Source organism: Streptomyces sp. NPDC033966 (assembly GCF_055575955.1).
The window spans coordinates 1-24,248 of the sequence record NZ_JBVIRQ010000018.1 but is presented as its reverse complement, the minus strand read 5'-3'; the positions used below and the strand labels follow the sequence as shown (position 1 = coordinate 24,248).

The window sequence follows — 24,248 nt, the reverse complement described above, 5'->3', positions numbered from 1 at the left end:
CACCGGTACCGCGATACGGGGGACACCACCCAGCTCCCCCGCGCGCGGCTGCCGGACCTGCCTGACCGAACCACGAAGGCGAAGTCCTACATGAGTGATCGCACCTTGACCGAGGCCACCGCCAAGGCGGCCCCCCGCCCTGTCGACGCCGGTGACGAGGGCTACAGCAAGGACCTCAAGTCCCGCCACATCAACATGATCGCCATCGGCGGCGCGATAGGCACCGGCCTCTTCCTCGGCGCCGGAGGCCGCATCGCCGGCGCCGGCCCCTCCCTGGCCATCGCCTACGCGGTGTGCGGCGTCTTCGCCTTCTTCGTCGTCCGGGCCCTCGGCGAGCTCGTCCTCTACCGCCCGTCCTCCGGCGCGTTCGTCTCGTACGCGCGCGAGTTCATGGGGGAGAAGGGCGCCTACACGGCCGGCTGGCTGTACTTCCTCAACTGGTCCACGACCACCGTGGCCGACATCACCGCCGCCGCGACCTACGCGCACTTCTGGTCGATGTTCACCGACGTCCCCCAGTGGCTGCTCGCCTTCATCGCCCTGGCCGTCGTCCTCACCGCGAACCTGATCTCGGTGAAGTACTTCGGCGAGATGGAGTTCTGGTTCTCCCTGGTCAAGGTCGCCGCCCTGACGATCTTCCTGCTCGTCGGCATCTACCTCGTCGCCACCAGCCACGACATCGGCGGGAACACCCCGGGCCTGGCCAACATCACCGACAACGGCGGCATCTTCCCCTCCGGCGTCCTGCCGATGCTCCTGGTCATCCAGGGCGTGGTCTTCGCGTACGCCTCCGTCGAGCTCTGCGGCGTCGCCGCCGGCGAGACCGAGAACCCCGAGAAGATCATGCCGAAGGCGATCAACTCGATCATGTGGCGCGTGGGCATCTTCTACGTCGGCTCCGTGGTCCTGCTGGCCCTGCTGCTCCCGTACACGGCGTACTCGGCCGACCAGAGCCCCTTCGTCACGGTCTTCGACAAGCTCGGCATCCCCGGCGCCGCCGGCGTCATGAACCTGGTCGTCCTGACCGCGGCCCTGTCCAGCCTGAACTCCGGCCTCTACTCCACCGGCCGGATCCTGCGCTCGATGGCCATGTCGGGCTCCGCCCCCAAGTTCACCGGCGTCATGAACAAGGGCAAGGTCCCCTACGGCGGCGTCCTCTTCACCGCCGCCTTCGGCGTCGCGGGCGTCGGCCTGAACTACTGGATGCCCGGCGAGGCCTTCGAGATCGTCCTCAACCTGGCCTCCATCGGCATCCTCGGCACCTGGGCCATGGTCATGCTCTGCTCGCTGTTCTTCTGGCGCCGGGCGAAGGACGGCCTCGTCGAGCGCCCGTCCTACCGCCTGCCCTGGGCCCCGTACACCCAGATCGTGACCCTGGTCTTCCTGGTCGCGGTCCTGGTTCTGATGTGGAGCGACGGCGGCGTCGGCCGCACCACGGTCATGTTCCTCCCGGCGATCGCCGCCGCCCTCGTCGGCGGCTGGTTCCTGGTCCGCCGCCGCGTGGCCGAGCTCGCGGCCGCCAACGACTGACCCGGTCCGCCCGTACGCGAGAGGCCCCCGGGCCGGGATCCGAGATCCCGGCCCGGGGGCCTCCTCCGTGTTCCCGCGTCTTCGGGGAACGAAGAAGGACCCCGCCGGAGCGGGGTCCTTCTGTCTGTGTCCGAGGGGGGACTTGAACCCCCACGCCCGATAAAGGGCACTAGCACCTCAAGCTAGCGCGTCTGCCATTCCGCCACCCGGACAGGGTGTGCGCCTCACGTTCCTCGCGGCCCGTTGCGACGTGGAAAACATTACCAAACATTCCGGGGTGGCCGGTCCACGCCCTTCCCCGCCCCCGGAGCCCCGCCGGGAGCCCCCCGGGACCCCCGGGGAGGGTCTCCGGGGAACGAAGAAGGACCCCGCCGGAGCGGGGTCCTTCTGTCTGTGTCCGAGGGGGGACTTGAACCCCCACGCCCGATAAAGGGCACTAGCACCTCAAGCTAGCGCGTCTGCCATTCCGCCACCCGGACAGGGTGTGCGCCTCACGTTCCTCGCGGCCCGTTGCGACGTGGAAAACATTACCAAACGGCCGGGGGTCCCGATCACACCCCCCTGGCGGGCTCGGAACGCCCTTGGGCGGACGGCCCCGGGGCGGGAGGATGGTGGAGGTAGCCGGTACTGATCAGTGGGAGGAACAGCGTGAGCGCATCGGGCGCGGGCAAGGCCGTCTCCGGCGAGGACGAGGTCGTCGACCTCTGCCGGGACCTCATCCGGATCGACACCAGCAACTACGGGGACCACTCGGGCCCCGGTGAGCGCAAGGCGGCCGAGTGGGTCGCCGAGAAACTGGCCGAGGTCGGGCTGGAGCCGCAGATCTTCGAGTCGCACAAGGGGCGCGCGTCGACCGTGGCCCGCATCGAGGGCGAGGACCCCTCGCGGCCGGCCCTGCTGATCCACGGGCACACCGACGTCGTCCCGGCCAACGCCGCCGACTGGACCTACGACCCCTTCTCGGGCGAGATCGCCGACGGCTGCGTCTGGGGCCGGGGCGCGGTCGACATGAAGGACATGGACGCGATGACGCTGGCCGTCGTGCGCGACCGCATGCGCAGCGGGCGCAAGCCCCCGCGGGACATCGTGCTGGCCTTCCTCGCGGACGAGGAGGCGGGCGGCACGTACGGCGCCCGGCACCTCGTGGACAAGCACCCCGGGCTCTTCGAGGGCGTCACCGAGGCCATCGGCGAGGTCGGCGGCTTCTCCTTCACGGTGAACGAGAACCTGCGGCTGTACCTCGTGGAGACCGCCCAGAAGGGCATGCACTGGATGCGCCTCACGGTCGAGGGCACCGCGGGCCACGGCTCCATGACCAACAACGACAACGCGATCACCGAGCTGTGCGAGGCCGTCGGGCGCCTCGGCCGCCACCAGTGGCCGGTGCGCGTCACGAAGACCGTTCGGCACTTCCTCGACGAACTCTCGGACGCCCTCGGAACCCCGCTCGACCCCGACGACATGGACGCCACGCTCGCCAAGCTCGGCGGGATCGCCAAGATGGTCGGCGCGACCCTGCGCAACTCCGCCGCCCCGACGATGCTCGGCGCCGGCTACAAGGTCAACGTCATCCCCGGCCAGGCAACGGCCCACGTGGACGGACGCTTCCTGCCCGGCTACGAGGACGAGTTCTTCGCCGACCTCGACCGGATCCTCGGCCCGCGCGTGAAGCGCGAGGACGTCCACGCGGACAAGGCCCTGGAGACGGACTTCGACGGGCGGCTCGTGGACGCCATGCAGGGCGCCCTGAGGGCCGAGGACCCGATCGCGCGGGCGGTCCCGTACATGCTCTCCGGAGGGACGGACGCCAAGTCCTTCGACGACCTCGGTATCCGCTGCTTCGGCTTCGCGCCGCTCCAGCTGCCGCCGGAGCTGGACTTCGCCGGCATGTTCCACGGAGTGGACGAGCGGGTGCCGGTGGACGGGCTGAAGTTCGGCGCCCGGGTCCTGGACCGGTTCATCGACAACGCCTGACGCGCGCCCGTCGCCCCATAACGCCGGGGAATCGGGAAAGTGTGCGGATTCCACTGAGAAGAGTGAATGCGCTCATACGCTCGTAGCCCTGGTGATCCCTCCTCGTTACAGGTGGTGCGGTCCGCGGCTGGGACCGCACTTGCCTACTAGGAGGAACAATGCTCAAGAAGGTTGTCGCCGCTGCGGCTGCCACCGGTGGTCTGGTTCTCGCGGGTGCGGGCATGGCTGCCGCCGACGCCGGTGCCCAGGGCGCGGCCATCGGCTCCCCCGGTGTCCTGTCCGGCAACGTCGTCCAGGTTCCGGTTCACATCCCGGTCAACGTCTGCGGGAACACCGTCAACATCATCGGCCTGCTGAACCCGGCCTTCGGCAACACCTGCGTCAACGCCTGACGCTTCTGAAGTCCTGGCCCCGGAGCGCAATCCAGCGCTCCGGGGCCACCGGGCTTTTACGGCCCGGAATCTCACTTCTTCGGCGTGACGGGCGGGGGAGCCCGTACGGCCCGCGCGCCGAACGGAACGTACACACCAGGGGACGAGTACAGATGCGACGACCGGTTCAGGTCACGAGGAAGACGCTGATCACGATGGCGGCCGCGGGGGGTGTCCTCGCGTTCGCCGGCGGTCAGGCCCAGGCGGACTCGGGGGCGTCGGGGCACGCCTCCAACTCTCCGGGCCTGCTGTCCGGGAACAACGTGCAGGCGCCGGTGGACGCGCCGGTGAACGTGTGCGGCAACACGGTGACGGTGGTGGGGGGCCTGAACCCGGCCTTCGGCAACCGCTGCGCCAACGAGTCGGGCAAGCCGCAGCACCCGGGGCACCCGGGACAGCCCGGCCACCCGGGACAGCCCGGCCACCCAGGCGGCGGTCACGACGAGCCGTGCGACGACGACGATCACCCCGGTAACCCGGGCAATCCGGGAACCCCCGGCCACCCCGGTAACCCGGGCAATCCGGGTACCCCGGGCGGACACACCCCGGGCAACCCTGGCGGGCACACCCCCGGCAACCCCGGCACGCCGGGCGGGCACACCCCGGGGAACCCGGGCGGCCACACCCCCGGGAACCCGGGCGGGCAGACTCCGGGCAAGCCCGGCGGGCACACCCCCGGCAACCCCGGCGGGCAGACCCCGGGCAACCCCGGCGGTCAGACGCCTGGCAGCCCCGGCGCGCAGGCGCCCGGTGCGGGCTCGGTCACCCCGGGCGGGCCCGGCGGTCCGGCCGCCCGCCCCGGCCCGGCATCGCAGGCCGGCCTCGCCGCCACGGGCGCGGGTGACGCCCTGACGGCGGGCGTACCACTCGCCGGCGGGCTGCTGCTGGCCGGCGCCGTGCTCTACCGGCGGGCCCGCAACGCCGCCTGACGGACAGTCACGACACGGGCCCCGGGAACGGGGCCCGCGTCACCAGGTCGCGCGGATCTGGCGGATGATCCGGCGGCGCAACCGCGCGCGGCGGCTGCCGTCCCGGTACAGGGTGAGGCGGTCCAGCTCCCAATTTCCGTATTCCGCATGATCGGTCAGCAGGCGGGTCGCCTCCTTGCGGGGCGTACCACGGGGCACGTACACGTCGACGAATTCGTATTCCGGCATCGCATCTATTGTGCGGGCACCGCCCTGCTACGGATAGCGTCTGCACTATGTCTGATGCCGCTCTGCCCACTGTTGCCGAGGTACGCGCCGCCGCCGAGGCGGTCAAGGCCGCACTCGACCGTCACCTCGCCGCGGTCGAGAGCAGGATCGGGGACGAGGACCCGGCCGTCTACGCCGCCTTCAACGAACTCGCCGCCGCGGCCGAGGAGTACGACGAACTCCTCTACGACCGCTACGACGAGGTCACCCCCTTCGAGATCCCCACATCCGAGACCGGTGCCCCGTACACCGGCCCCGCCGAGCCCGCCGCGTTCAGCGTGCTCATCCGCCGCGACTACGCCGTCGTCGAACCGGCGCGCCTGATCGCCCAGGCCGAACGGGTCGCCGCGCACGACCGGGACGCCGAGCTCCTCGACGACGGCGGCACGGCCGGAGCGCTCGGCGTGCTCTTCGGGGAGTACGAGCCCGACGAGATCGCCTCCCGCTACAAGGAGTTCGGCCTGGAGGAGGGCGACTCCACCCTCTGGGTCGCCGCCCTGGAGGAGGTCGCGGAACCGGGGGACTGGCTCAACTCGCCCTTCGGGCAGACCGATCCGCAGGACGTGCTGCACCGCTTCGACGTGAGCTCCGTCTTCGACGAGGAGCCCGATTTCGACGACGACGACGCCGACGACGCCGGTGACGAGGAGAGCGCCGCCGAGTCCGGCCTCACCCCGGCCTGATCCCCTCCGACGCCTCCGCCCCCCGTGCCCCGCCCGCCGACACCGGCCGGGCGGGGCACGGTTCGTTCCCGAACCGCTAGGGCTGCTCCTCCTGCGCGGCCGTGAGGGCCCGCAGCAGACCCGTCAGCCGGGTCGTACGCGGCTTCGGCAGCCCCTGGGCCACCGCGCGCGGCAGTGCCTCCTCCACCCCGTGGACCACGGACAGGTGCCGCTCGGCCCGCCCGAAGGCCGTGTACACCCAGTCCCGGGACAGGGCCTGCGCCGCGTCCCCGGGCAGTACGACGACCACCGCCGGCCACCGCGAGCCGACCGCCTGGTGCGCCGTCACCGCCCAGCCGTGCCGGACCTGGGCCTCCACCCGGTCCTGCGGTACGACGACCCGCGCGCCCTGCGCGTCCAGGTGCAGCCCCTGCGCGTCGGCCGACACCACCCGGGCCGGCAGCGCCCGCCCGGGCGACGGCACGTGGACCACCCGGTCGCCCGGGTCGAAGCCGGCGAACCGGCCCGGGCCGGGGTTCAGCCGCTCCTTGAGGGCCGCGTTCAGCGCCCGGGTCCCCGCCGGGCCGCCATGGCCCGGGGTAATGACCTGCACGTCCTCGGCCGGGATCCCGAAGGCGCGCGGCACCGACTCGGCCACCAGCTGCACGGTGCGGTGCACGGCCTCGCCGGCGTCCCGCACGGGGACGATGACGACCTCCTTGCCGGGGGCGTCGACGCGGTTCAGCTCCCCGACCCCGACCCCCGAGACCAGCTCGCCGAGCGGGCCGGGGTCCGGGGTGCGGGACACCACCTGCGGGAAGGCGCGGGCCGCCAGCACGTCGGCGAACACCCGCCCGGGCCCGGCCGATCCGAGCACCCCGGGGTCGCCGGAGAGCACCAGGCGCGCCCCGTCGGGCACGGACTCCACCAGTGCGGCCGCCCTCTCCACGTCCAGCTGCGGCGCGTCGAGGACGATCAGCAGGTCCAGGTCGAAGCGGCCGTCGGCGTCCCGCCCGGGGCCCTCGGTGCCCGCGAGCAGCCCGGCCACGGTGACGGCGCCCGGCGCGGGGGCGTGCGCGGCGAGGACGGCGCGGAGGCCGAGCTGCCGCGCGGCCGCCAGCAGGGCCGCGGGCTCGGCGCGGGCGGCCTCGCCGCCGGTGTGGGTGACCAGGCCGTGGCCCGCGACGGCCCGGACCAGCTCGGCCCCGGGGCCGTCGGCCGCCGCCGACCAGTCCGCCGGGCCGCCGAAGGTGCCCGCGAGCCGGGCCAGGCCGTCCGCGAGCGCCTCCTCGGCCAGGGCATGCCCCTCCAGGCCCACGAGGATCCGTACGGGCGGCTCCTCGTCCTCGGCGGCGGGCGGGCCCAGCGGCTCGTGGAACACCAGCACCGCGCCGTCGCCGATGGCCGCCTCCAGGGTCTCGGCGGGCGCCGGCACCCCGTACTGGGCCAGGGCCTTCTCCAGGACCGGGGCCTCCAGGGCGGTGTGTCCCTTGGCGGCGGCCTGGTCCAGCAGCCAGCCCAGCAGGGCAGCGCCGCGGCGCTCGTCGGCGGGGCCGGCGGCGGGGCCGAGCAGGGCCTGCGCGAAGCCGTCCGCCTGGGTCGGGCGCACCCCGGGGACGGCGAGCAGCCGCCAGGGGTCCTCGGTGAGCTGCTCGGCCGCGCCCTCGCCGAGGGCCTCGGCGGCCTGGCCGGCCAGGGCCTCGGGGGCGCCGCCGCGGGCGAGCACGGCGCGAACGGCCCCGATGTCCCCGACGGTGGGGGCGGGGGCGGGGGCGGGGGCGGGCGCCGGGGTCGCCGGGCGGGGCTGCGGGGGAGCGGGGGCGGCCTTGCGGGGGGCGGCGGGGGCCTCGTCGAAGTAGAGGGGGGCGGCCGGCTTGGCGCCGCTCTCCACGGCCCGTACGGCGGCCAGCAGGTCGGCGGCCTTGCCGCTGAGCTTGGCGCCGGCGTCGACGGGGCCCTCGCGCTCGGCCTTGCGGCGGGCGATGCGTTCGCGCTCGACCTTCTGCGCGGCCAGCTCGGCCTGCGCCTCGGTCAGCCCGGGCGCCGACTCCGTCCCGACGGCCCCCGCCCCGGCCCCGGCGGTGTCCGTCCCGGCCTCTGCCTCTGCCGGCTCGGCCTCGGTGGGATCGGTCCCGGCCTCTGCCTTCGCCGGCTCGGTCCCTGCGGTGTCCTGCCCGGCCGCGGGGTCCGCGCCGGTCCCTGCGGGGCTTTCCCCCGCCCCGCCCCTTCCCGCAGCACCCATCAGCGGCTCCGCCGCGGGCGTGGCCTCCGCCCCCGGCTCCCTGCCGACTGCGTCGGACGTGTCCGGTTCGCCGGACCCCGGGGCCTCGGCCTGTGCGGGGAGCCCGTCCGGCTCGGCCTCGGCGGACGCGTCCGCGGGTCCGTCCGGGGTCCCGGGGGCTTCGGCCGGGGCCGGCAGGCCGTCGGTGTCAGCCGTGGGCGGGGCCGACGGGGTCGGCGCGGGGCCGCCGTCGCCCCCGTCGGCGGGATCGGCGGGGGCGGAGGCGGCTTCGTACGGGTCCTCCGCGGCAGCGGGGTTGGCGGGGTCGGGGGCCGTACTCACAGCGTGCTCCAGTCCTGATCCGGGTAGCGGTGCACGGGCGCCGACACGTCGTCCAGCGCCCGGCGGATCTCCTCCGGAAGGGTAAGGGCCTCCACCGACAGTGCCGCCGCGAGCTGCGCGGACGTGCGGGCGCCGACGATCGGGGCGGCCACCCCCGGCCGGTCGCGGATCCAGGCCAGCGCCACCTGGAGCGGGGTCACCGCCAGGCCCTGCGCGGCCGTGACCACGGCGTCCACGATCAGGCCCGCCGCCTCGTCCAGGTACGGCTCCACCAGCGCGGCCAGCGCCGGCGACGCGCCCCGGGAGTCGGCCGGAGTCCCGTCGCGGTACTTGGCGGTCAGCACCCCGCGGCCCAGCGGGGAGGAGGGCAGCAGCCCCACCCCCAGGTCCAGCGCCGCCGGGAGCACCTCGCGCTCCACGCCCCGCTGGAGCAGCGAGTACTCCATCTGGGTGGAGGCCAGCCGGGTCCGCATGCCGGGCGCGCCGAGCTGCCACGTGGCGGCCTTCGCCAGCTGCCAGCCGCTGAAGTTCGACACGCCCGCGTACCGGGCCCGCCCGCTGGAGACGGCCAGGTCCAACGCCTGGAGGGTCTCCTCCAGCGGGGTCTGCGGGTCGAAGGCGTGGACCTGCCACAGGTCCACGTAGTCGGTGCCGAGGCGGTCCAGGGAGTCGTCCAGGGCGGCGAGGAGGTGCCCGCGGGAGCCGTTGAAGCGGCGGTCCGGGTCCGGGACGCTGCCCGACTTGGTGGCGATGACCACGTCCCGGCGCGGTACCAGGGAGCCCACCAGCTGCCCGAGGAGGTACTCGGCCTCCCCGGCGCCGTACACGTCGGCCGTGTCGACGAGCGTGCCGCCCGCCTCCCAGAACGTCTTCAACTGCTCGGTGGCGGCTTCCTCGCCGGTGTCACGGCCCCAGGTCAGGGTGCCGAGGCCGATCCGGGAGACGCGCAGTCCGGTGCGGCCGAGATGCCTCTGCTCCATGACCGCTGAGACTACTGGGGCACTGACGCGGGGCCGTCGGGCGCGCTACAGTCCCCCGCAGACCCACGTTACTGATCGGTAAACCGGCACATCCGTTAGGGGACGACACATGCGGCTCGGCATCAATCTCGGCTACTGGGGCGCGGGCATGGACGCCGACAACCTCGCCGTCGCCCAGGAGGCCGACCGGCTCGGCTACGACGTCTGCTGGGCGGCCGAGGCCTACGGCTCCGACGCGGCGACCGTACTGGCCTGGGTGGCCGCCCAGACGGAGCGGATCGACGTCGGCTCGGCCATCTTCCAGATCCCGGCCCGCCAGCCCGCGATGACGGCGATGACCGCCGCCACCCTGGACTCGCTCACCAAGGGCCGCTTCCGGCTCGGCCTCGGCGTCTCCGGACCGCAGGTCTCCGAGGGCTGGTACGGCGTGAAGTTCGACAAGCCGCTCGCCCGGACCCGGGAGTACGTGGAGATCGTCCGCAAGGCCATGTCCCGCGAACGGCTGAGCTTCGAGGGCCGGCACTGGACCCTCCCGCTGCCCGGCGGCCCCGGCAAGCCGCTCAAGCTGACCGTGCACCCCGAGCGTCCGCACATCCCGCTCTACATCGCCGCCATCGGCCCCAAGAACCTGGAGCAGACCGGCGAGATCGCCGACGGCGCCCTGCTGATCTTCCCGGCGGCCGAGCACCTGGAGGAGACGGCCCTGCGGCACATCCGCGCCGGCCGCGAGAAGGCCGGGCTGACGATGGACGGCTTCGACGTCTGCCCGACCGTCCCGCTGGCCATCGGTGAGGACGTGAACGCCCTCGCGGACATGTTCCGCCCCTACACCGCCCTGTACGTCGGCGGCATGGGCAGCCCGAAGCAGAACTTCTACAACCAGCTCGCCCAGCGCATGGGCTACGAGAAGGAGGCCGCCGAGATCCAGGCCAAGTACCTGGGCGGCGACAAGGACGGGGCGGCCGCCGCGGTCCCGCACTCGCTGATCGACTCGACCACCCTGCTCGGCTCCGTGGAGCGGATCGCCGACGGGATGCGGGCCTACGCCGAGGCGGGGGTCACCACCCTCACGCTGGCCCCGGCCGGCTTCACCCTGGACGAGCGGCTGGCCGCCCTGCGCGCCGGCACCCAGGCCCTGGAGCTCGCCGGCCTCGCCTGACGCGCGGGAAGCCGGCGTAGCCGCCGGACGGAGTCCGACGCAGCCGCCCGAAGCCTGCGAAGCAGTGCGAGGGCGGCGTCGAGAAGAGGCCAGCGGCCGTGGTGGGGGCTCGGGGGGTCTTCCCCGCCACGGCCGACACAGCGAACAACGCCCGGCCCGCCCCCGGGGTTACGCCCCGCCGGGCGCCCGCCGGTTTCGTTCATTCGGCCGAGTGCGGTGGCGCATCGGTTGCCCGCCCGGTCGATCCGCATTTGACTCGTTGCATGCTCTCTGCCCGCAGCCTGTTCCAGGAGATCGTCGACCACGACGACTCCTTCCAGCTGTTCTGCTCCATCGCCGCCAGCGGGGAGTCCCAGGGCGGCTGGGAGAACGCCCGGATCGCCGCCCTCGTCCCCGAGGGCATGCGCGACCTGGCCCCCAAGATCACCCGGCACGGCGCCGACGAGGACAAGCACGGCCGGATCTTCCAGGCCCTGCTGCGCAAGCGCGGCCTGCCCGCCGTCCCCGTTCCGCCCGAGACCGACTACACGATGCTGCTGGAACGCCGCGGCATCGGCCTCGCGCACGACAAGCTGCGCCGCGACGAGACCCTCAGCGAGGAGGACATCCTCGTCTACCTCGCCCACAGCCGGGTCACCGAACAGCGCGCCGCCGACCAGATGGTCATGCTGCTGCGCCACTTCGGCGACCACCCCGAGGTCGGCAAGGCCGTCCGCGTCATCAGCCACGACGAGGACAACCACCTCGCCTACTGCCACGAGGAACTGCTCGGCCTCGCCCGCGCGGGGCACGGCCGGACCATCCAGCGGGTCCTGCGCGAGAGCGCCCTCGCCGAGATCGGCGTCTACCGGGACGTCAGCCTCGCCGTCATGGACCACATGGGCCGGCTGCTGCACTGGCCCGCGCCCAAGGCCGCCGCCCTCGCCGCGGGCATCCGCGCGATGTACGCGTACGAGCGCTTCAGCGGCTGGCACCGCATGGTCAGCCTGCGCCCGCCGGAGCGGCCGAACCCGCTGGGCGCCGTACCCGGGACCACCCGCGAGTTCGCGTAGGACCCGCCCGGGCGGTCAGAGCCAGCCGCGCCGCTTGAACATCCTGTGCAGGGCCAGGCACAGGCCCACCATGAGCACCACCACCGCCGGATAGCCCCAGGGCTGCCTGAGCTCCGGCATGTCGTCGAAGTTCATCCCGTAGATCCCCGCGACCATCGTCGGCACGGCCGCCATCGCCGCCCACGCGGAGATCTTGCGCATGTCGTCGTTCTGCCGGACGCCCATCTGCGCCAGGTGCGCGGCCAGCGCGTCGGACAGCAGCCGGTCCAGGCCCTCGATGTACTCGGTCGCCTTCGTCAGGTGGTCGGCCACGTCCCGGAAGAAGGGCTGGGCGTGCTCGTGGACGAACGGCACCTGGCCGAAGGCGAGCCGGTCCATCGGCTGGAGCAGCGGGCTCGTCGCCCGGCGGAACTCCAGCACCTGCCGCTTGAAGCCGTAGATCCGGGCGGCGGTGTTCTTGAAGTCCTGGGGGTTCGGCGCGAACACGTCCGCCTCCAGCTCCTCCAGGTCCGCCTGGAGCTCGGCCGCCACCTCGATGTAGTGGTCCACCACCGCGTCCGACACCGCGTACAGCACCGCCGTCGGGCCGTGCCGCAGCACGTCCGGCTCCTGCTCCAGCCGGTGCCGTACGGCAGCCAGCGCGGCCCCCTCGCCGTGCCGCACCGTGACCACGAAGGAGTCGCCGATGAACACCATCAGCTCGCCCGTGGTCACCGTGTCCGTGTCGTCGTCGTACAGCACCGGCTTGAGGACCACGAACAGCGAGTCGTCGTACACCTCCAGCTTCGGCCGCTGGTGCGCCGTCAGCGCGTCCTCCACCGCCAGCTTGTGCAGGCCGAAATCGCGGCTCACCCGGTCGAACTCCGCGGGCGTCGGCTCGTACATGCCGACCCACAGGAAGGCGTCGCCGTGCGCCCGGGCCTCCTCCAGCGCGTCGGAGAAGTCCTCGGGAGCCTGGGAGCGGCGGCCGTCCCGGTACATCGCGCAGTCGACAATCACGCCGGGCATTCTTCCCCGACCCGCGCCCGTCCGCACGCCGAGGTCACCGCATACCCTGCATGCATGGCCACGCTGATCCTCGTACGACACGGGCGGTCCACCGCCAACACCGCAGGCCTGCTCGCCGGATGGACCCCGGGAGTGGCCCTCGACGAACACGGAGCCGGGCAGGCCGCCGCGCTGCCCGGCAGGCTCGACGGGATCCCCCTCGCCGCGGCCGTCTCCAGCCCGCTCCAGCGCTGCCGGGAGACCCTGGCCCCGCTGCTCGCGGCCCGCCCCGACCTGCCCCTGCACACCGACGAGCGGATCGGCGAGTGCCACTACGGCGACTGGTCGGGCCGCAAGCTCTCCGAACTCGCCGGCGAACCCCTGATGAACATCGTCCAGCAGCACCCCTCGGCAGCGGCCTTCCCCGGCGGCGAGTCCATGCGCGCCATGCAGTCCCGCGCCGTGGACGCCGTACGCGAATGGAACGCGCGGGTCGAGGAGGAGCACGGCTCCGGCGCCGCCTTCCTCATGTGCTCCCACGGCGACATCATCAAGTCCCTCGTCGCGGACGCCCTCGGCATGCACCTCGACCTCTTCCAGCGGATCCACGTCGACCCCTGCTCGGTCACCGCGATCCGCTACACCCCCACCCGGCCCTTCCTGCTGCGCCTCGGCGACACCGGGGACCTCGCCCCGCTGGTCCCGCGCCCGGTCGCCTCCGCCGACTCCGAGACGGAGGGCGGCGGCAACGCCGTCGTGGGGGGCGGCGCGGGCGCGGCCTGATCGAACGGAGCAGTAGGGTGGCAGGGCCAACAACACGTGAGCAGCCCTGCCCCTGCCCCTGCCTCAGACTTGGAGACTGGACGTGCCCCGTCAGGTGTTCCTTTACGACCCCCCGGACCGCTTCGTGGCCGGCACGGTCGGTCTGCCTGGGCGCCGCACCTTCTTCCTCCAGGCCTCCGCGGGTGCCCGCGTCACCAGCGTGTCCCTGGAGAAGACCCAGGTCGCGGCGCTGGCCGAGCGGATGGACGAGCTGCTCGACGAGGTCGTGCGGCGCACCGGCGGCAACGCCCCCGTCCCGGCCGTCGCCTCCCCCGAGGCCGCCGACACCGCACCGCTGGACGTCCCCGTCGAGGAGGAGTTCCGCGTCGGGACCATGGCCCTCGCCTGGGACGGCGAGGAGCAGCGGATGATCGTCGAGGCGCAGGCCCTCGTCGAACTCGACGCGGACTCCGAGGAGGACCTCGCCGAGGCCGAGGAGCGGCTGCTCCAGGACGAGGAGAACGGCCCGCCGATGCTGCGGGTGCGCCTCTCCGGCTCCCAGGCCCGGGCCTTCGCCAAGCGGGCCCTCGACGTGGTCAACGCCGGCCGGCCGCCGTGCCCGCTGTGCAGCCTGCCCCTCGACCCCGAGGGCCACGTCTGCCCCCGCCAGAACGGGTACCGGCGTCAGGCGTGAGCGAGGTGACCCCGATAGAGGAGCTGCTCACCCGCGGTGAGCTCACCGTCCGCGGCCGCATCGCCGAGGCGTCCAACGCGGTCCTGCTGTGCACCGTCGCCCACGAAGGGCGCAGCGTGGAGTGCGTCTACAAGCCCGTCAAGGGCGAGCGGCCCCTGTGGGACTTCCCCGACGGGAACCTCGCCCGGCGCGAGCGCGCCGCCTACCTGGTCTCCGAGGCCACCGGGTGGGGGCTGGTGCCCACCACCGTGCTGCGCGACGGCCCGTACGGAGAGGGCATGGTCCAGCACTGGATCGACGCCGGAGAGACACCGGAGTCCGGGCTGCTGGCCCTGGTCGAGGGCGAGGAGGCGGGGGAGGGCTGGAAGCCGGTCGCCTTCGCCGAGGTCGGGGAGGGCCGCACCGCCCTCCTCGTGCACGCCGACGACCCCCGGCTGCGCCGCCTCGCCGTACTGGACGCGGTGATCAACAACGGCGACCGCAAGGGCGGCCACCTGCTGCCCGCGCCCGACGGCCGGCTCTACGGGATCGACCACGGAGTGACCTTCCACACGGAGGACAAGCTGCGGACCCTGCTGTGGGGCTGGGCGGGGGAGCCGCTCACCGGGGAGGCCCGCGAGGTCCTGGGGTCCCTGGAGGCGAAGCTGGCCGACGGGGCGCCGCTCGCCACCCTGCTGGGCGAACTGATCACCCCGGTCGAGCTGGCCGCCGTACGGGCCCGCGTGGCGCAGTTGCTGCGGGACGGGACGCATCCGCAGCCGTCCGGGCAGTGGCCGTCGATCCCCTGGCCGCCCGTCTGAGCAGGGACGTCCCCGGATGATCACGGACGCATAGAACCGGCCAGACCGCAAGAGTGCTGATCAAGCCAACAGTGCTGGTCCCATTCGTTTGCGGAACACTCGTCCGGTTAGGCTCGAACCATGCATGCCTGGCCCGCTTCTGAGGTCCCCGCCCTGCCTGGCAAGGGCCGCGACCTCCAGATCCACGACTCCGCGACCCAGGGGACGATCACCCTCGACCCCGGTCCCGTCGCCCGCCTCTACGTCTGCGGGATCACCCCGTACGACGCGACCCACATCGGTCACGCGGCGACCTACAACGCGTTCGACCTCGTGCAGCGCGTGTGGCTCGACAACAAGCGGCAGGTCCACTACGTCCAGAACGTCACGGACGTGGACGATCCGCTGTTGGAGCGGGCGCTGCGCGACGGGCACGACTGGACCGAGCTCGCCGAACGCGAGACGGCCCTCTTCCGTGAGGACATGACCGCCCTGCGCATGCTGCCGCCGCAGCACTACATCGGCGCCGTCGAGGCCATACCGGGCATCGTGCCGCTGGTGGAGCGGCTGCGGGACGCGGGCGCCGCCTACGAGCTCGAAGGCGACGTCTACTTCTCGGTGGAGTCCGACCCGAACTTCGGCGGGGTCTCCCACCTCGACGCCGCGGCGATGCGGGCCCTGTCCGCCGAGCGCGGCGGCGACCCGGACCGCCCGGGGAAGAAGAACCCGCTCGACCCGATGCTGTGGATGGCCGCCCGCGAGGGCGAGCCGAGCTGGGACGGCGGCTCCCTGGGCCGCGGCCGGCCGGGCTGGCACATCGAGTGCGTGGCCATCGCCCTGGAGCACCTGGGCATGGGCTTCGACATCCAGGGCGGCGGCTCCGACCTGGCGTTCCCGCACCACGAGATGGGCGCCTCGCACGCGCAGGCCCTGACGGGCGAGTTCCCGATGGCCAAGGCCTACGTCCACGCGGGCCTGGTCGCGCTGCACGGCGAGAAGATGTCGAAGTCCAAGGGCAACCTGGTCTTCGTCTCGGCGCTGCGGCGGGCCGGGGTGGACCCGGCGGCGATCCGGCTGGCGCTGCTCGCGCACCACTACCGGGCGGACTGGGAGTGGACGGACGACGTCCTCGCGCAGGCGCAGGCCCGCCTGGCGCGCTGGCGCGCGGCCGTCTCCCGGCCGGACGGCCTGCCGGCCGAGGCCCTGGTGGAGGAGGTCCGCGAGGCCCTCGCCCGCGACCTGGACGCCCCTGCCGCGCTGGCGGCCGTGGACGCCTGGGCGGACGCGCAGAACGCCTCCGACGGCGACGACGAGTCGGCCCCGGGCCTGGTCTCCCGCACGGTGGACGCCCTCCTGGGCGTGGCCCTGTAGTACCGGACCCGATGCCCCCTGGCTCCGCCCGAGCCGGGGGGCATCGGCGCGCCCGGGGCAGCGCGGGCCCTTGCCTGCGGCGCCGGTCCCCTTACCCGCCCTTCAACCGTTCTCGCCTCACCGGCGGGGCTCAAGACACGGCGCTACCGCGCCCGCGCCTCAAACGCCGGCGGGGCTGGATCAGCCCCGCCGGCGTTTGGCGCGCGGGGTCTGGGGCGGAGCCCCGGGGAACGGTGGAAGGGCGGGTAGGGGACCGGCCCCGCGCAGCGGCCCCCCGCCCCCGGGGCGCTACGCCGACGGGGGCTCGGGGGAGTCGCCCGGCTCCTCCGGCGGGGCCGGGGGTTCCTCCCCGGAGGGGTCCGGCTTGCGGCGCGGCGGACGCGTCAGCCCGCTCGACGTGTCCCGCAGGTACGACCCGTCACCCGGCTCCCCGGCGGCCCCCGCGGAGGGGTCCCGCCGCCGCAGGTACCGCTCGAACTCCCGGGCGATCGCGTCCCCCGACGCCTCCGGCAGATCGGCCGTGTCCCGCGCCTCCTCCAGCGTCTGGACGTACTCCGCCACCTCGCTGTCCTCGGCGGCCAGTTGGTCCACGCCCAGCTGCCAGGCCCGCGCGTCCTCCGGCAGTTCGCCGAGCGGGATCCGGATGTCGATCAGGTCCTCCAGCCGGTTCAGCAGCGCCAGCGTCGCCTTCGGGTTCGGCGGCTGCGACACGTAGTGCGGCACCGCCGCCCACAGCGACACCGCCGGGACCCCGGCGTGCGTACAGGCCTCCTGGAGCACGCCCACGATCCCCGTCGGACCCTCGTACTTCGTCTCCTCCAGGTCCATCGTCCGCGCCAGGTCCGCGTCCGAGGTCACCCCGCTCACCGGCACCGGCCGCGTGTGCGGGGTGTCGCCCAGCAGCGCGCCCAGGATGACGACCATCTCGACGCCCAGCTCGTGCGCGAACCCGAGCAGCTCGTTGCAGAACGACCGCCACCGCATGGACGGCTCGATGCCCCGCACGAGCACCAGGTCGCGCGGCTTCGCACCGCCGATCCGGACGACCGACAGCCGCGTCGTGGGCCAGGTGATCTTCCTGACCCCGTTGTCCAGCCACACCGTCGGCCGGTTGACCTGGAAGTCGTAGTAGTCCTCGGCGTCCAGCGCCGCGAAGACCTCGCCCTTCCACTCCCGGTCCAGGTGCGCCACCGCACCGGAGGCGGCGTCACCCGCGTCGTTCCAGCCCTCGAACGCGGCCACCATGACCGGGTCGATCAGCTCGGGCACGCCCTCAAGCTCGATCACCCAGGTCTCCTTCCGAAGTTCCTTGCGTACGTGGGCCAGCCTAAGCCTTCGTGGTGCGTCGGCCACAGCCCACGACAGAGGGGCGGTTCCCCTCGGAACCGCCCCTCTTCCCCACCTGCGTACGAGCTATGCCTTGCGGCTCAGCATCTCCTCGACGCGGGCCCGTACGGCCTCGTCGTCCAGGCCGCGGACCGTCACCGTCGTACGGCGGCGCAGCACGTCGTCGACCGTCTCTGCCCACTCGTTGTCACGGGCGTAGGCGACCTGCGCCCAGATCTCCGGACCGTCCGGGTGGATGCGCTCGGCCAGCGCCGGGTCCTCGTTCGCCAGGCGGGCGATGTCGAAGGCCAGCGAGCCGTAGTGCGAGGCCAGGTGGCGGGCGGTCAGCGGGTCCATGCGGGCGCCGGGCTCGCGGTCCACCAGCAGCCGGTGCGCGACCGCGTTCGGGTTGGCGACACCGGGCAGCGGGACGCGGCGGACGAGGGACTTCACCGGCTCCATGTCGTCGGTCAGCGGGCTGCCGGGGAGCTTGGCGAGCTTGTCCATGACCACACGGCCGATGTGGCGGTACGTGGTCCACTTGCCGCCGGCCACGGACAGCATGCCGCCCGCACCCTCGGAGACCACCGTCTCGCGCTTGGCCTTCTCGACGCCGCCGGGGCCGCCCGGGAGCACGCGCAGGCCGGCGAAGGCGTACGTCATCAGCGAGCGGTCGAGGTCGGTGTCCTTGATGGAGAACGCGGCCTCGTCCAGGATCTGCTGGATGTCGGACTCGGTGGCGCGCACGTCCGCCGGGTCGCCCTCGTACACCTCGTCGGTGGTGCCGAGCAGCAGCTGGTCCTCCCACGGGAGGGCGAAGGTGATGCGGTACTTGTCGATCGGGGTGGCCATGGCGGCCTTCCACGGCGACTTGCGCTTCATGACGATGTGCGCGCCCTTGGAGAGGCGGATCGACGGCATCGCGTGCTTGTCTTCCATGCGCCGCAGGTGGTCCACCCACGGGCCGGTGGCGTTGAGCACGACGCGCGCGTCGACCCCGAACTCGGTGCCGTCCAGGCGGTCCTTGAGCTCGGCGCCGCTGACCCGGCCGCGCGTCATGCGCAGGCCGGTGACCTCGGCGTGGTTGAGGACGACCGCGCCGGACTCGACGGCCGCGCGGACCGTCATGACGGCGACGCGGGAGTCGTTCATCTGGTGGTCGTAGTAGACCGCGACGGCCTTGAGGTTGTCCGTCTTGAGGCCGGGGTTGTCGGCGACGGCACGGGCCGGCGATATGACCTTGCCCATGCCGTCGCCGAAGGCCGAGAGGGCGGAGTAGGCGAAGACGCCCGCGCCCAGCTTGGCCGCACCCACCGGACCGCCCTTGTAGACCGGCAGGTAGAAGGTGAGCGGGTTGACCAGGTGCGGGGCCACGTCCTTGGCCAGCACCCGCCGCTCGTGGTGGTTCTCCGCGACCAGCTTGACCGCGCCGGTCTGCAGGTAGCGCAGACCGCCGTGGACGAGCTTGGAGGAGGCCGAGGAGGTGGCGCCGGCGAAGTCGCCGGCGTCCACCATGGCAACCCGCAGACCCGACTGTGCGGCGTGCCAGGCCACCGAGGTGCCCAGGATCCCACCGCCGATGACCAGGAGGTCGTACGTGGCCTTCGAGAGCTGCTCACGGGTCTCCGCGCGGCTCGCGTTGGCACCGGAAGTCGGGTGCGTACCCAGGGCGGGAACGCTCTGCAGGCTGCTCATATCTCTTTCAGCTCCTCGTCGATTGACTCAGCTGGTGCGTCAGCTGGCGTCTTCGTCGTCGATCCAGCCCATGGACCGCTCGACGGCCTTGAGCCAGTTCTTGTACTCGCGGTCCCGCTGGTCGGCGGGCATCCGCGGGGTCCACTCGGCCGCGCGGCGCCAGTTGGCGCGCAGGGCGTCGGTGTCGGGCCAGAAGCCGACGGCCAGGCCGGCGGCGTAGGCGGCGCCGAGGCAGGTGGTCTCGGCGACCATCGGGCGCACCACGGGGGCGTCCAGGAAGTCCGAGAGCGTCTGCATCAGCAGGTTGTTGGAGGTCATGCCGCCGTCGACCTTGAGGGCCGCCAGCTCGACGCCGGAGTCCTTGGTCATGGCGTCGGTGATCTCGCGGGTCTGCCAGGCGGTGGCCTCCAGGACGGCACGGGCGATGTGCGCCTTGGTGACGTAGCGGGTGAGGCCGGCGATCACACCGCGGGCGTCGGAGCGCCAGTACGGGGCGAACAGGCCGGAGAAGGCCGGCACGAAGTAGGCGCCGCCGTTGTCTTCGACCGAGAGCGCGAGGGTCTCGATCTCGGCCGCGGTCTTGATCATGCCCATCTGGTCGCGCATCCACTGGACGAGCGAGCCGGTGACGGCGATGGAGCCCTCCAGGGCGTAGACCGGCTTCTGGTCGCCGATCTGGTAGCCGACCGTGGTCAGCAGGCCGCTGTAGGAGTTGATGATCTTGTCGCCGGTGTTCATCAGCATGAACGTGCCGGTGCCGTAGGTGGACTTCGCCTCGCCCTCGGCGAAACAGGTCTGGCCGAAGAGCGCGGCCTGCTGGTCACCGAGCGCCGAGGCGACCGGGACGCCGGCGAGGACGCCCTCCTTGACGTGGCCGTACACCTCGGCGGAGGACTTGATCTCGGGGAGCACGTTGAGCGGGACGCCCATCGACTCCGCGATCTTCTCGTCCCAGGCCAGGGTGTGCAGGTTCATCAGCATGGTGCGCGAGGCGTTGGTGACGTCCGTGACGTGCGTACCGCCCTGGGCGCCACCGGTGAGGTTCCAGATGACCCAGGAGTCCATGGTGCCGAAGAGGATGTCGCCGGCCTCGGCGCGCTCGCGCAGGCCCTCGACGTTGTCGAGCAGCCAGCGGACCTTCGGGCCCGCGAAGTAGCTCGCCAGCGGCAGGCCGGTCTCGCGGCGGAAGCGGTCCTGGCCGACGTTGCGGCCGAGCTCCTTGCACAGGGCGTCGGTGCGGGTGTCCTGCCAGACCAGCGCGTTGTGCACCGGCTCGCCGGTGTTCCTGTCCCACAGGACGGTGGTCTCGCGCTGGTTGGTGATGCCGACCGCCTTGACGTCGGCGGCGGTGAAGCCCGGAATGTCCTGGGCGGCCTTGGCGATGGCGCCGGCCACGACCTCCTGGACGTTGGTCCAGATCTCGACGGCGTCGTGCTCGACCCAGCCCGGCTTCGGGAAGATCTGCTCGTGCTCCTTCTGGTCGACGGCCACGATGCGGCCGTCGCGGTCGAAGACGATGCAGCGGGAGGAGGTGGTGCCCTGGTCGATCGCGGCGATGAAGGGGCCGGTGCTGCTGGTCATGATGGCTGCTCCTGGCAGGTCTGTTGAGTAGGCGGAATCAGGAGGGCGGTGCGGTTCTTGCGAGCGCGGCCGAAGCTGATCAGGCGAACGCGATGTTGTACAGACCGCCGGCGAGCGCGGCACCGACGAGCGGGCCGACGACCGGGATCCAGGAGTACCCCCAGTCCGAGCCGCCCTTGTTGGGCAGCGGGAGCAGGGCGTGGACGATGCGGGGACCGAGGTCGCGGACCGGGTTGATGGCGTAGCCGGTCGGACCGCCGAGGGAGAGGCCGATGCCGACGACCACGAAGGAGGTGATCAGGACGCCGATGACGCCGAGGCCCTTGCCGCCGTCCTGGAGGCCCTGCGTCAGGATCGCGATGACCAGGACGAAGGTGCCGATGATCTCCGTGGCGAGGTTCTGGACCACGTTGCGGATCTCGGGGCCGGTGGAGAAGATGCCGAGCACCGGGCCGGCGACGTCGTGCGGGTGCGGGTCCTCGGGGCCGAGCCTGGCGTCCTTGATGTTCTCGGGGTCCGCCAGGTGCACGCGGAACTGGCCGTAGTAGGTGATCCACATCAGGACGGCGCCGAGCATGGCGCCGAGGATCTGGCCCGCGAAGTAGACGGGGACGTCACCCCACTCGCCGGTCTTGACGGCGATGCCGACGGTGACCGCCGGGTTGAGGTGCGCGCCGGAGAGCGGCGCGGAGACGTAGGCGGCGATCAGGACCGCGAAGCCCCAGCCGAAGGTGATCGCGAGCCAGCCCGCGCCGCGGGCCTTGGAGCTCTTGAGCGTGAGGGCGGCGCACACGCCGCCGCCGAGCAGTGTGAGCAGGGCGGTACCGATGGTCTCGCCGATGAAGATGTCGGAGCTGGACACCCGCGACTCCTTTGTCTTACGTCCAGGGGTGGGCGGACACCGGGTCCCTCCGGTGGTCCACACACTCGGTGAGTGCTTCACCGGTCCATGGCCTCGCCACAGCCTAACGCGTATTGCCGGTAGGTGTTCGACAATGCCGACCGATGAACGGCAGTTTTCCGCCTGGGTGAAGAACGCGTCAAGGTCTGACCAGGTCAAAGAACCGGATCGTTACCACTCGGTACGATCGCCCAAATCAGGCCAACGGATGATCAGAAAACGCCAAAGTCCACCCGAATGGCCCGTGAAGAGGGTCATCGGGTGGACCGAATGGATCAGGTCAAGCTCAGAACCGGCCCGCGCCGAGATCGCGCGAAACCGACCGCGCGCAGTCCCGCACGGAGGCCACCAGGGCCGGCCGGGGCTCCCCGGACTCCCCGCAGACCCGCTCCACCGCGCCCGCGACGGCCACCGCGCCGACCGGCATCCGCCGCCGGTCGTGGATGGGCGCGGCCACCGAGGCGATGCCCTCCCAGGTCTCCTCGACGTCCGAGGCCCAGCCGCGCGCCCGGGTCAGGTCCAGCAGCTCCTCGAAACCCGCCGCGTCGGTCACCGTGCGCGGCGTGAAGCCCTCCCGCTCCGCGTCCAGGGCCTCCGTGTGCGCCACCGGGTCGTAGGCCGACAGCACCTTGCCCAGGGCCGTGGAGTGCAGCGGCTGCATCGCCCCCACCTCCAGCACTTGACGGCTGTCGTCCGGCCGGAACACGTGGTGCATGATCAGCACCCCGCTCTGGTGGAGCACCCCCACGTACACGCTCTCGCCGCTGGCCCGGGCCAGGTCGTCCGTCCACACCAGCGCGCGGGCGCGCAGCTCGTGCACGTCCAGGTAGCTGTTGCCCAGCCGCAGCAGCTCGGCGCCCAGCTGGTAGCGGCCGGAAGCCGGGTCCTGCTCCACGAAGCCCTCGGCCTGCAGGGTGCGCAGGATCCCGTGCGCCGTGCCCTTGGCCAGGCCGAGGGAGGACGCCACATCCGAGAGACCCAGCCGGCGTTCCCCGCCGGCCAGGAGCCGCAGCATCGCAGCGGCTCGTTCGAGCGACTGGATGTTCCGTGCCATCGCGCAGCCTCCTGCTGACGTAGTTCGACAATGCTGAACAGTATCGGTCGATGCCGACCCTGTGCATGGTTGGGTGTTTTACGGTGCGGCGTGCCCGGGGCACCCTCCCACGCGGCTCCCGGCCACAGGATGCAGTCCGCCACGTGGGACGCCCTCACCGGGTCCGCTGCCGCGCGGTTACCCTGACCGCGTGCACCCTTGACACAGAGGGTGCAAAGCCGACAGCCGTCGCAGCCCAGGGAGCTCAACCATGGCCTCGTTGCCGAACCCGCCCGCAGACACCCAGACACGGGCCGATGCCCTCCGAGAGGCGCTCGCGACCCGCGTGGTCGTCGCCGACGGAGCCATGGGAACCATGCTCCAGGCACAGGACCCCTCGATGGAGGACTTCCAGCAGCTGGAGGGCTGCAACGAGGTCCTGAACGTCACCCGCCCCGACATCGTCCGCTCGGTCCACGAGGAGTACTTCTCGGTGGGCGTGGACTGCGTCGAGACCAACACCTTCGGTGCGAACTACGCGGCACTGGCCGAGTACGACATCCCCGAACGCAACTTCGAGCTGTCCGAGGCCGGTGCCCGCATCGCCCGCGAGGTCGCGGACGAGTTCACCGCCTCGACCGGGCAGCAGCGCTGGGTGCTGGGCTCCATCGGCCCCGGCACCAAGCTGCCCACTCTGGGCCACATCACCTACGCCCAGATCCGCGACGCCTACCAGGTCAACGCCGAGGGCCTGATCTCCGGCGGCGCCGACGCGCTGCTCGTCGAGACCACGCAGGACCTCCTCCAGACCAAGTCCTCCATCATCGGCGCCCGCCGCGCCATGGACGCCCTCGGCATCACCGTTCCGCTCATCTGCTCCGTCACCGTCGAGACCACCGGCACGATGCTGCTGGGTTCGGAGATCGGGGCGGCGTTGACGGCGTTGGAGCCGCTGGGGATCGACATGATCGGTCTGAACTGTGCGACCGGGCCGGCGGAGATGAGCGAGCACCTGCGTTACCTGGCCCGCAACGCGCGTATCCCGTTGTCGTGCATGCCGAATGCCGGTCTGCCGGTGCTGACGAAGCAGGGTGCGCACTATCCGCTGTCGGCGGCCGAGCTGGCGGACGCGCAGGAGACCTTCGTCCGCGAGTACGGGCTCTCCCTCGTCGGCGGCTGCTGCGGTACGACGCCCGAGCATCTGCGGCAGGTCGTGGAGCGGGTCCGGGGCACGGCGATCACCGGGCGCACCCCGCAGCCCGAGCCGGGTGCCGCCTCCCTCTACCAGACGGTGCCGTTCCGGCAGGACACCTCGTACATGGCGATCGGTGAGCGGACGAACGCGAACGGGTCGAAGAAGTTCCGTGAGGCGATGCTGGACGCCCGGTGGGACGACTGTGTGGAGATGGCCCGGGACCAGATCCGTGAGGGCGCGCACATGCTGGACCTGTGTGTGGACTACGTCGGCCGTGACGGTGTCGCGGACATGCAGGAGCTGGCCGGGCGTTTCGCGACCGCCTCGACCCTGCCGATCGTGCTGGACTCGACCGAGGTTCCGGTGATCCAGGCGGG

The 24,248-nt window shown here is 72.4% G+C and carries 21 protein-coding genes and 2 tRNA genes; 12 read left to right on the top strand and 11 right to left on the bottom strand.

The features are described 5' to 3' along the window. Positions 1-90 precede the first annotated feature (90 nt). Positions 91-1,530, top strand: a complete 1,440-nt coding sequence (locus tag ACZ518_RS34270) for an amino acid permease (protein ID WP_469116929.1) — start codon at positions 91-93, stop codon at positions 1,528-1,530. A gap of 127 nt (positions 1,531-1,657) precedes the next feature. Here the strand turns inward: ACZ518_RS34270 and ACZ518_RS34265 are convergent. After that, positions 1,658-1,742, bottom strand: a tRNA-Leu gene (locus ACZ518_RS34265). A gap of 182 nt (positions 1,743-1,924) precedes the next feature. Then, positions 1,925-2,009, bottom strand: a tRNA-Leu gene (locus ACZ518_RS34260). 169 nt (positions 2,010-2,178) lie between these two features. Here ACZ518_RS34260 and ACZ518_RS34255 point away from each other — a divergent pair. The 3 genes from ACZ518_RS34255 (at position 2,179) to ACZ518_RS34245 (ending at position 4,864) form a co-directional block, all read left to right on the top strand. Further along, on the top strand, positions 2,179-3,504 hold the full coding sequence (locus ACZ518_RS34255) for a M20/M25/M40 family metallo-hydrolase (protein ID WP_469116928.1): 1,326 nt from the start codon (positions 2,179-2,181) through the stop codon (positions 3,502-3,504). A gap of 158 nt (positions 3,505-3,662) precedes the next feature. Beyond that, a complete protein-coding gene (gene chpH / locus ACZ518_RS34250) occupies positions 3,663-3,896 on the top strand; it encodes a chaplin ChpH (RefSeq protein ID WP_385769886.1) in 234 nt (77 codons plus the stop codon). 152 nt (positions 3,897-4,048) lie between these two features. After that, positions 4,049-4,864, top strand: coding sequence for a chaplin (locus ACZ518_RS34245; RefSeq protein WP_469116927.1), 816 nt, complete (start codon positions 4,049-4,051; stop codon positions 4,862-4,864). Between the two features lie 39 nt (positions 4,865-4,903). On the opposite strand, the gene ACZ518_RS34240 is transcribed toward ACZ518_RS34245, so the two are convergent. Beyond that, positions 4,904-5,092, bottom strand: a complete 189-nt coding sequence (locus ACZ518_RS34240) for a DUF5703 family protein (protein WP_405981456.1) — start codon at positions 5,090-5,092, stop codon at positions 4,904-4,906. A gap of 47 nt (positions 5,093-5,139) precedes the next feature. Here ACZ518_RS34240 and ACZ518_RS34235 point away from each other — a divergent pair, with 47 nt between their 5' ends. After that, entirely contained in the window at positions 5,140-5,814 is a 675-nt protein-coding gene (locus ACZ518_RS34235; protein WP_469116926.1) for a hypothetical protein, read from the top strand. Positions 5,815-5,890: 76 nt separating this feature from the next. Here ACZ518_RS34235 and ACZ518_RS34230 read toward each other — a convergent pair whose 3' ends face one another. Then, a complete protein-coding gene (locus ACZ518_RS34230) occupies positions 5,891-8,035 on the bottom strand; it encodes a helix-hairpin-helix domain-containing protein (RefSeq protein WP_469117028.1) in 2,145 nt (714 codons plus the stop codon). A gap of 317 nt (positions 8,036-8,352) precedes the next feature. Beyond that, on the bottom strand, positions 8,353-9,336 hold the full coding sequence (locus ACZ518_RS34225; protein WP_469116925.1) for an aldo/keto reductase: 984 nt from the start codon (positions 9,334-9,336) through the stop codon (positions 8,353-8,355). A gap of 109 nt (positions 9,337-9,445) precedes the next feature. Between ACZ518_RS34225 and ACZ518_RS34220 the strand changes: the two genes are divergently transcribed. Both ACZ518_RS34220 and ACZ518_RS34215 read left to right on the top strand, forming a co-directional pair. Then, the gene (locus ACZ518_RS34220) at positions 9,446-10,495 is read left to right on the top strand and encodes an LLM class F420-dependent oxidoreductase (RefSeq protein WP_469116924.1); all 1,050 of its coding nucleotides are present in this window, start codon (positions 9,446-9,448) and stop codon (positions 10,493-10,495) included. Between the two features lie 263 nt (positions 10,496-10,758). Then, positions 10,759-11,547, top strand: a complete 789-nt coding sequence (locus ACZ518_RS34215) for a ferritin-like domain-containing protein (RefSeq protein ID WP_469116923.1) — start codon at positions 10,759-10,761, stop codon at positions 11,545-11,547. A 15-nt stretch (positions 11,548-11,562) separates the two neighbouring features. Here the strand turns inward: ACZ518_RS34215 and corA are convergent, their stop codons facing one another. After that, entirely contained in the window at positions 11,563-12,555 is a 993-nt protein-coding gene (gene corA, locus ACZ518_RS34210) for a magnesium/cobalt transporter CorA (RefSeq protein ID WP_469116922.1), read from the bottom strand. Positions 12,556-12,609: 54 nt separating this feature from the next. Here corA and ACZ518_RS34205 point away from each other — a divergent pair, with 54 nt between their 5' ends. From ACZ518_RS34205 to mshC, 4 genes are all read left to right on the top strand, one after another. Then, a complete protein-coding gene (locus ACZ518_RS34205) occupies positions 12,610-13,317 on the top strand; it encodes a histidine phosphatase family protein (protein WP_469116921.1) in 708 nt (235 codons plus the stop codon). Between the two features lie 82 nt (positions 13,318-13,399). After that, positions 13,400-13,990 (top strand): DUF3090 domain-containing protein, encoded by a 591-nt coding sequence (locus ACZ518_RS34200; RefSeq protein WP_469116920.1) that lies wholly within the window; start codon positions 13,400-13,402, stop codon positions 13,988-13,990. Continuing rightward, positions 13,954-14,790 carry an SCO1664 family protein gene (locus tag ACZ518_RS34195; protein WP_469117027.1) on the top strand — a complete coding sequence of 279 codons (837 nt, stop codon included), beginning with the start codon at positions 13,954-13,956 and terminating at the stop codon, positions 14,788-14,790. The genes ACZ518_RS34200 and ACZ518_RS34195 overlap by 37 nt, the downstream gene beginning before the upstream one ends. A gap of 120 nt (positions 14,791-14,910) precedes the next feature. Then, positions 14,911-16,140 (top strand): cysteine--1-D-myo-inosityl 2-amino-2-deoxy-alpha-D-glucopyranoside ligase, encoded by a 1,230-nt coding sequence (mshC, locus tag ACZ518_RS34190; RefSeq protein ID WP_469116919.1) that lies wholly within the window; start codon positions 14,911-14,913, stop codon positions 16,138-16,140. A 288-nt stretch (positions 16,141-16,428) separates the two neighbouring features. On the opposite strand, the gene ACZ518_RS34185 is transcribed toward mshC, so the two are convergent. The 5 genes from ACZ518_RS34185 to ACZ518_RS34165 form a co-directional block, all read right to left on the bottom strand. Next, positions 16,429-17,427 carry a PAC2 family protein gene (locus tag ACZ518_RS34185; RefSeq protein ID WP_469116918.1) on the bottom strand — a complete coding sequence of 333 codons (999 nt, stop codon included), beginning with the start codon at positions 17,425-17,427 and terminating at the stop codon, positions 16,429-16,431. A 126-nt stretch (positions 17,428-17,553) separates the two neighbouring features. Continuing rightward, positions 17,554-19,161 (bottom strand): glycerol-3-phosphate dehydrogenase/oxidase, encoded by a 1,608-nt coding sequence (locus ACZ518_RS34180; protein ID WP_469116917.1) that lies wholly within the window; start codon positions 19,159-19,161, stop codon positions 17,554-17,556. A 39-nt stretch (positions 19,162-19,200) separates the two neighbouring features. Continuing rightward, entirely contained in the window at positions 19,201-20,742 is a 1,542-nt protein-coding gene (gene glpK, locus ACZ518_RS34175; protein ID WP_469116916.1) for a glycerol kinase GlpK, read from the bottom strand. A gap of 79 nt (positions 20,743-20,821) precedes the next feature. Then, complete coding sequence (locus ACZ518_RS34170) at positions 20,822-21,604, bottom strand: MIP/aquaporin family protein (protein ID WP_469116915.1); 783 nt, start codon at positions 21,602-21,604, stop codon at positions 20,822-20,824. Between the two features lie 325 nt (positions 21,605-21,929). Continuing rightward, positions 21,930-22,697 carry an IclR family transcriptional regulator gene (locus tag ACZ518_RS34165; RefSeq protein WP_469116914.1) on the bottom strand — a complete coding sequence of 256 codons (768 nt, stop codon included), beginning with the start codon at positions 22,695-22,697 and terminating at the stop codon, positions 21,930-21,932. A 250-nt stretch (positions 22,698-22,947) separates the two neighbouring features. Here ACZ518_RS34165 and ACZ518_RS34160 point away from each other — a divergent pair. After that, on the top strand, positions 22,948-24,248 hold a 1,301-nt coding region (locus ACZ518_RS34160), incomplete at its 3' end, for a homocysteine S-methyltransferase family protein (RefSeq protein WP_469116913.1).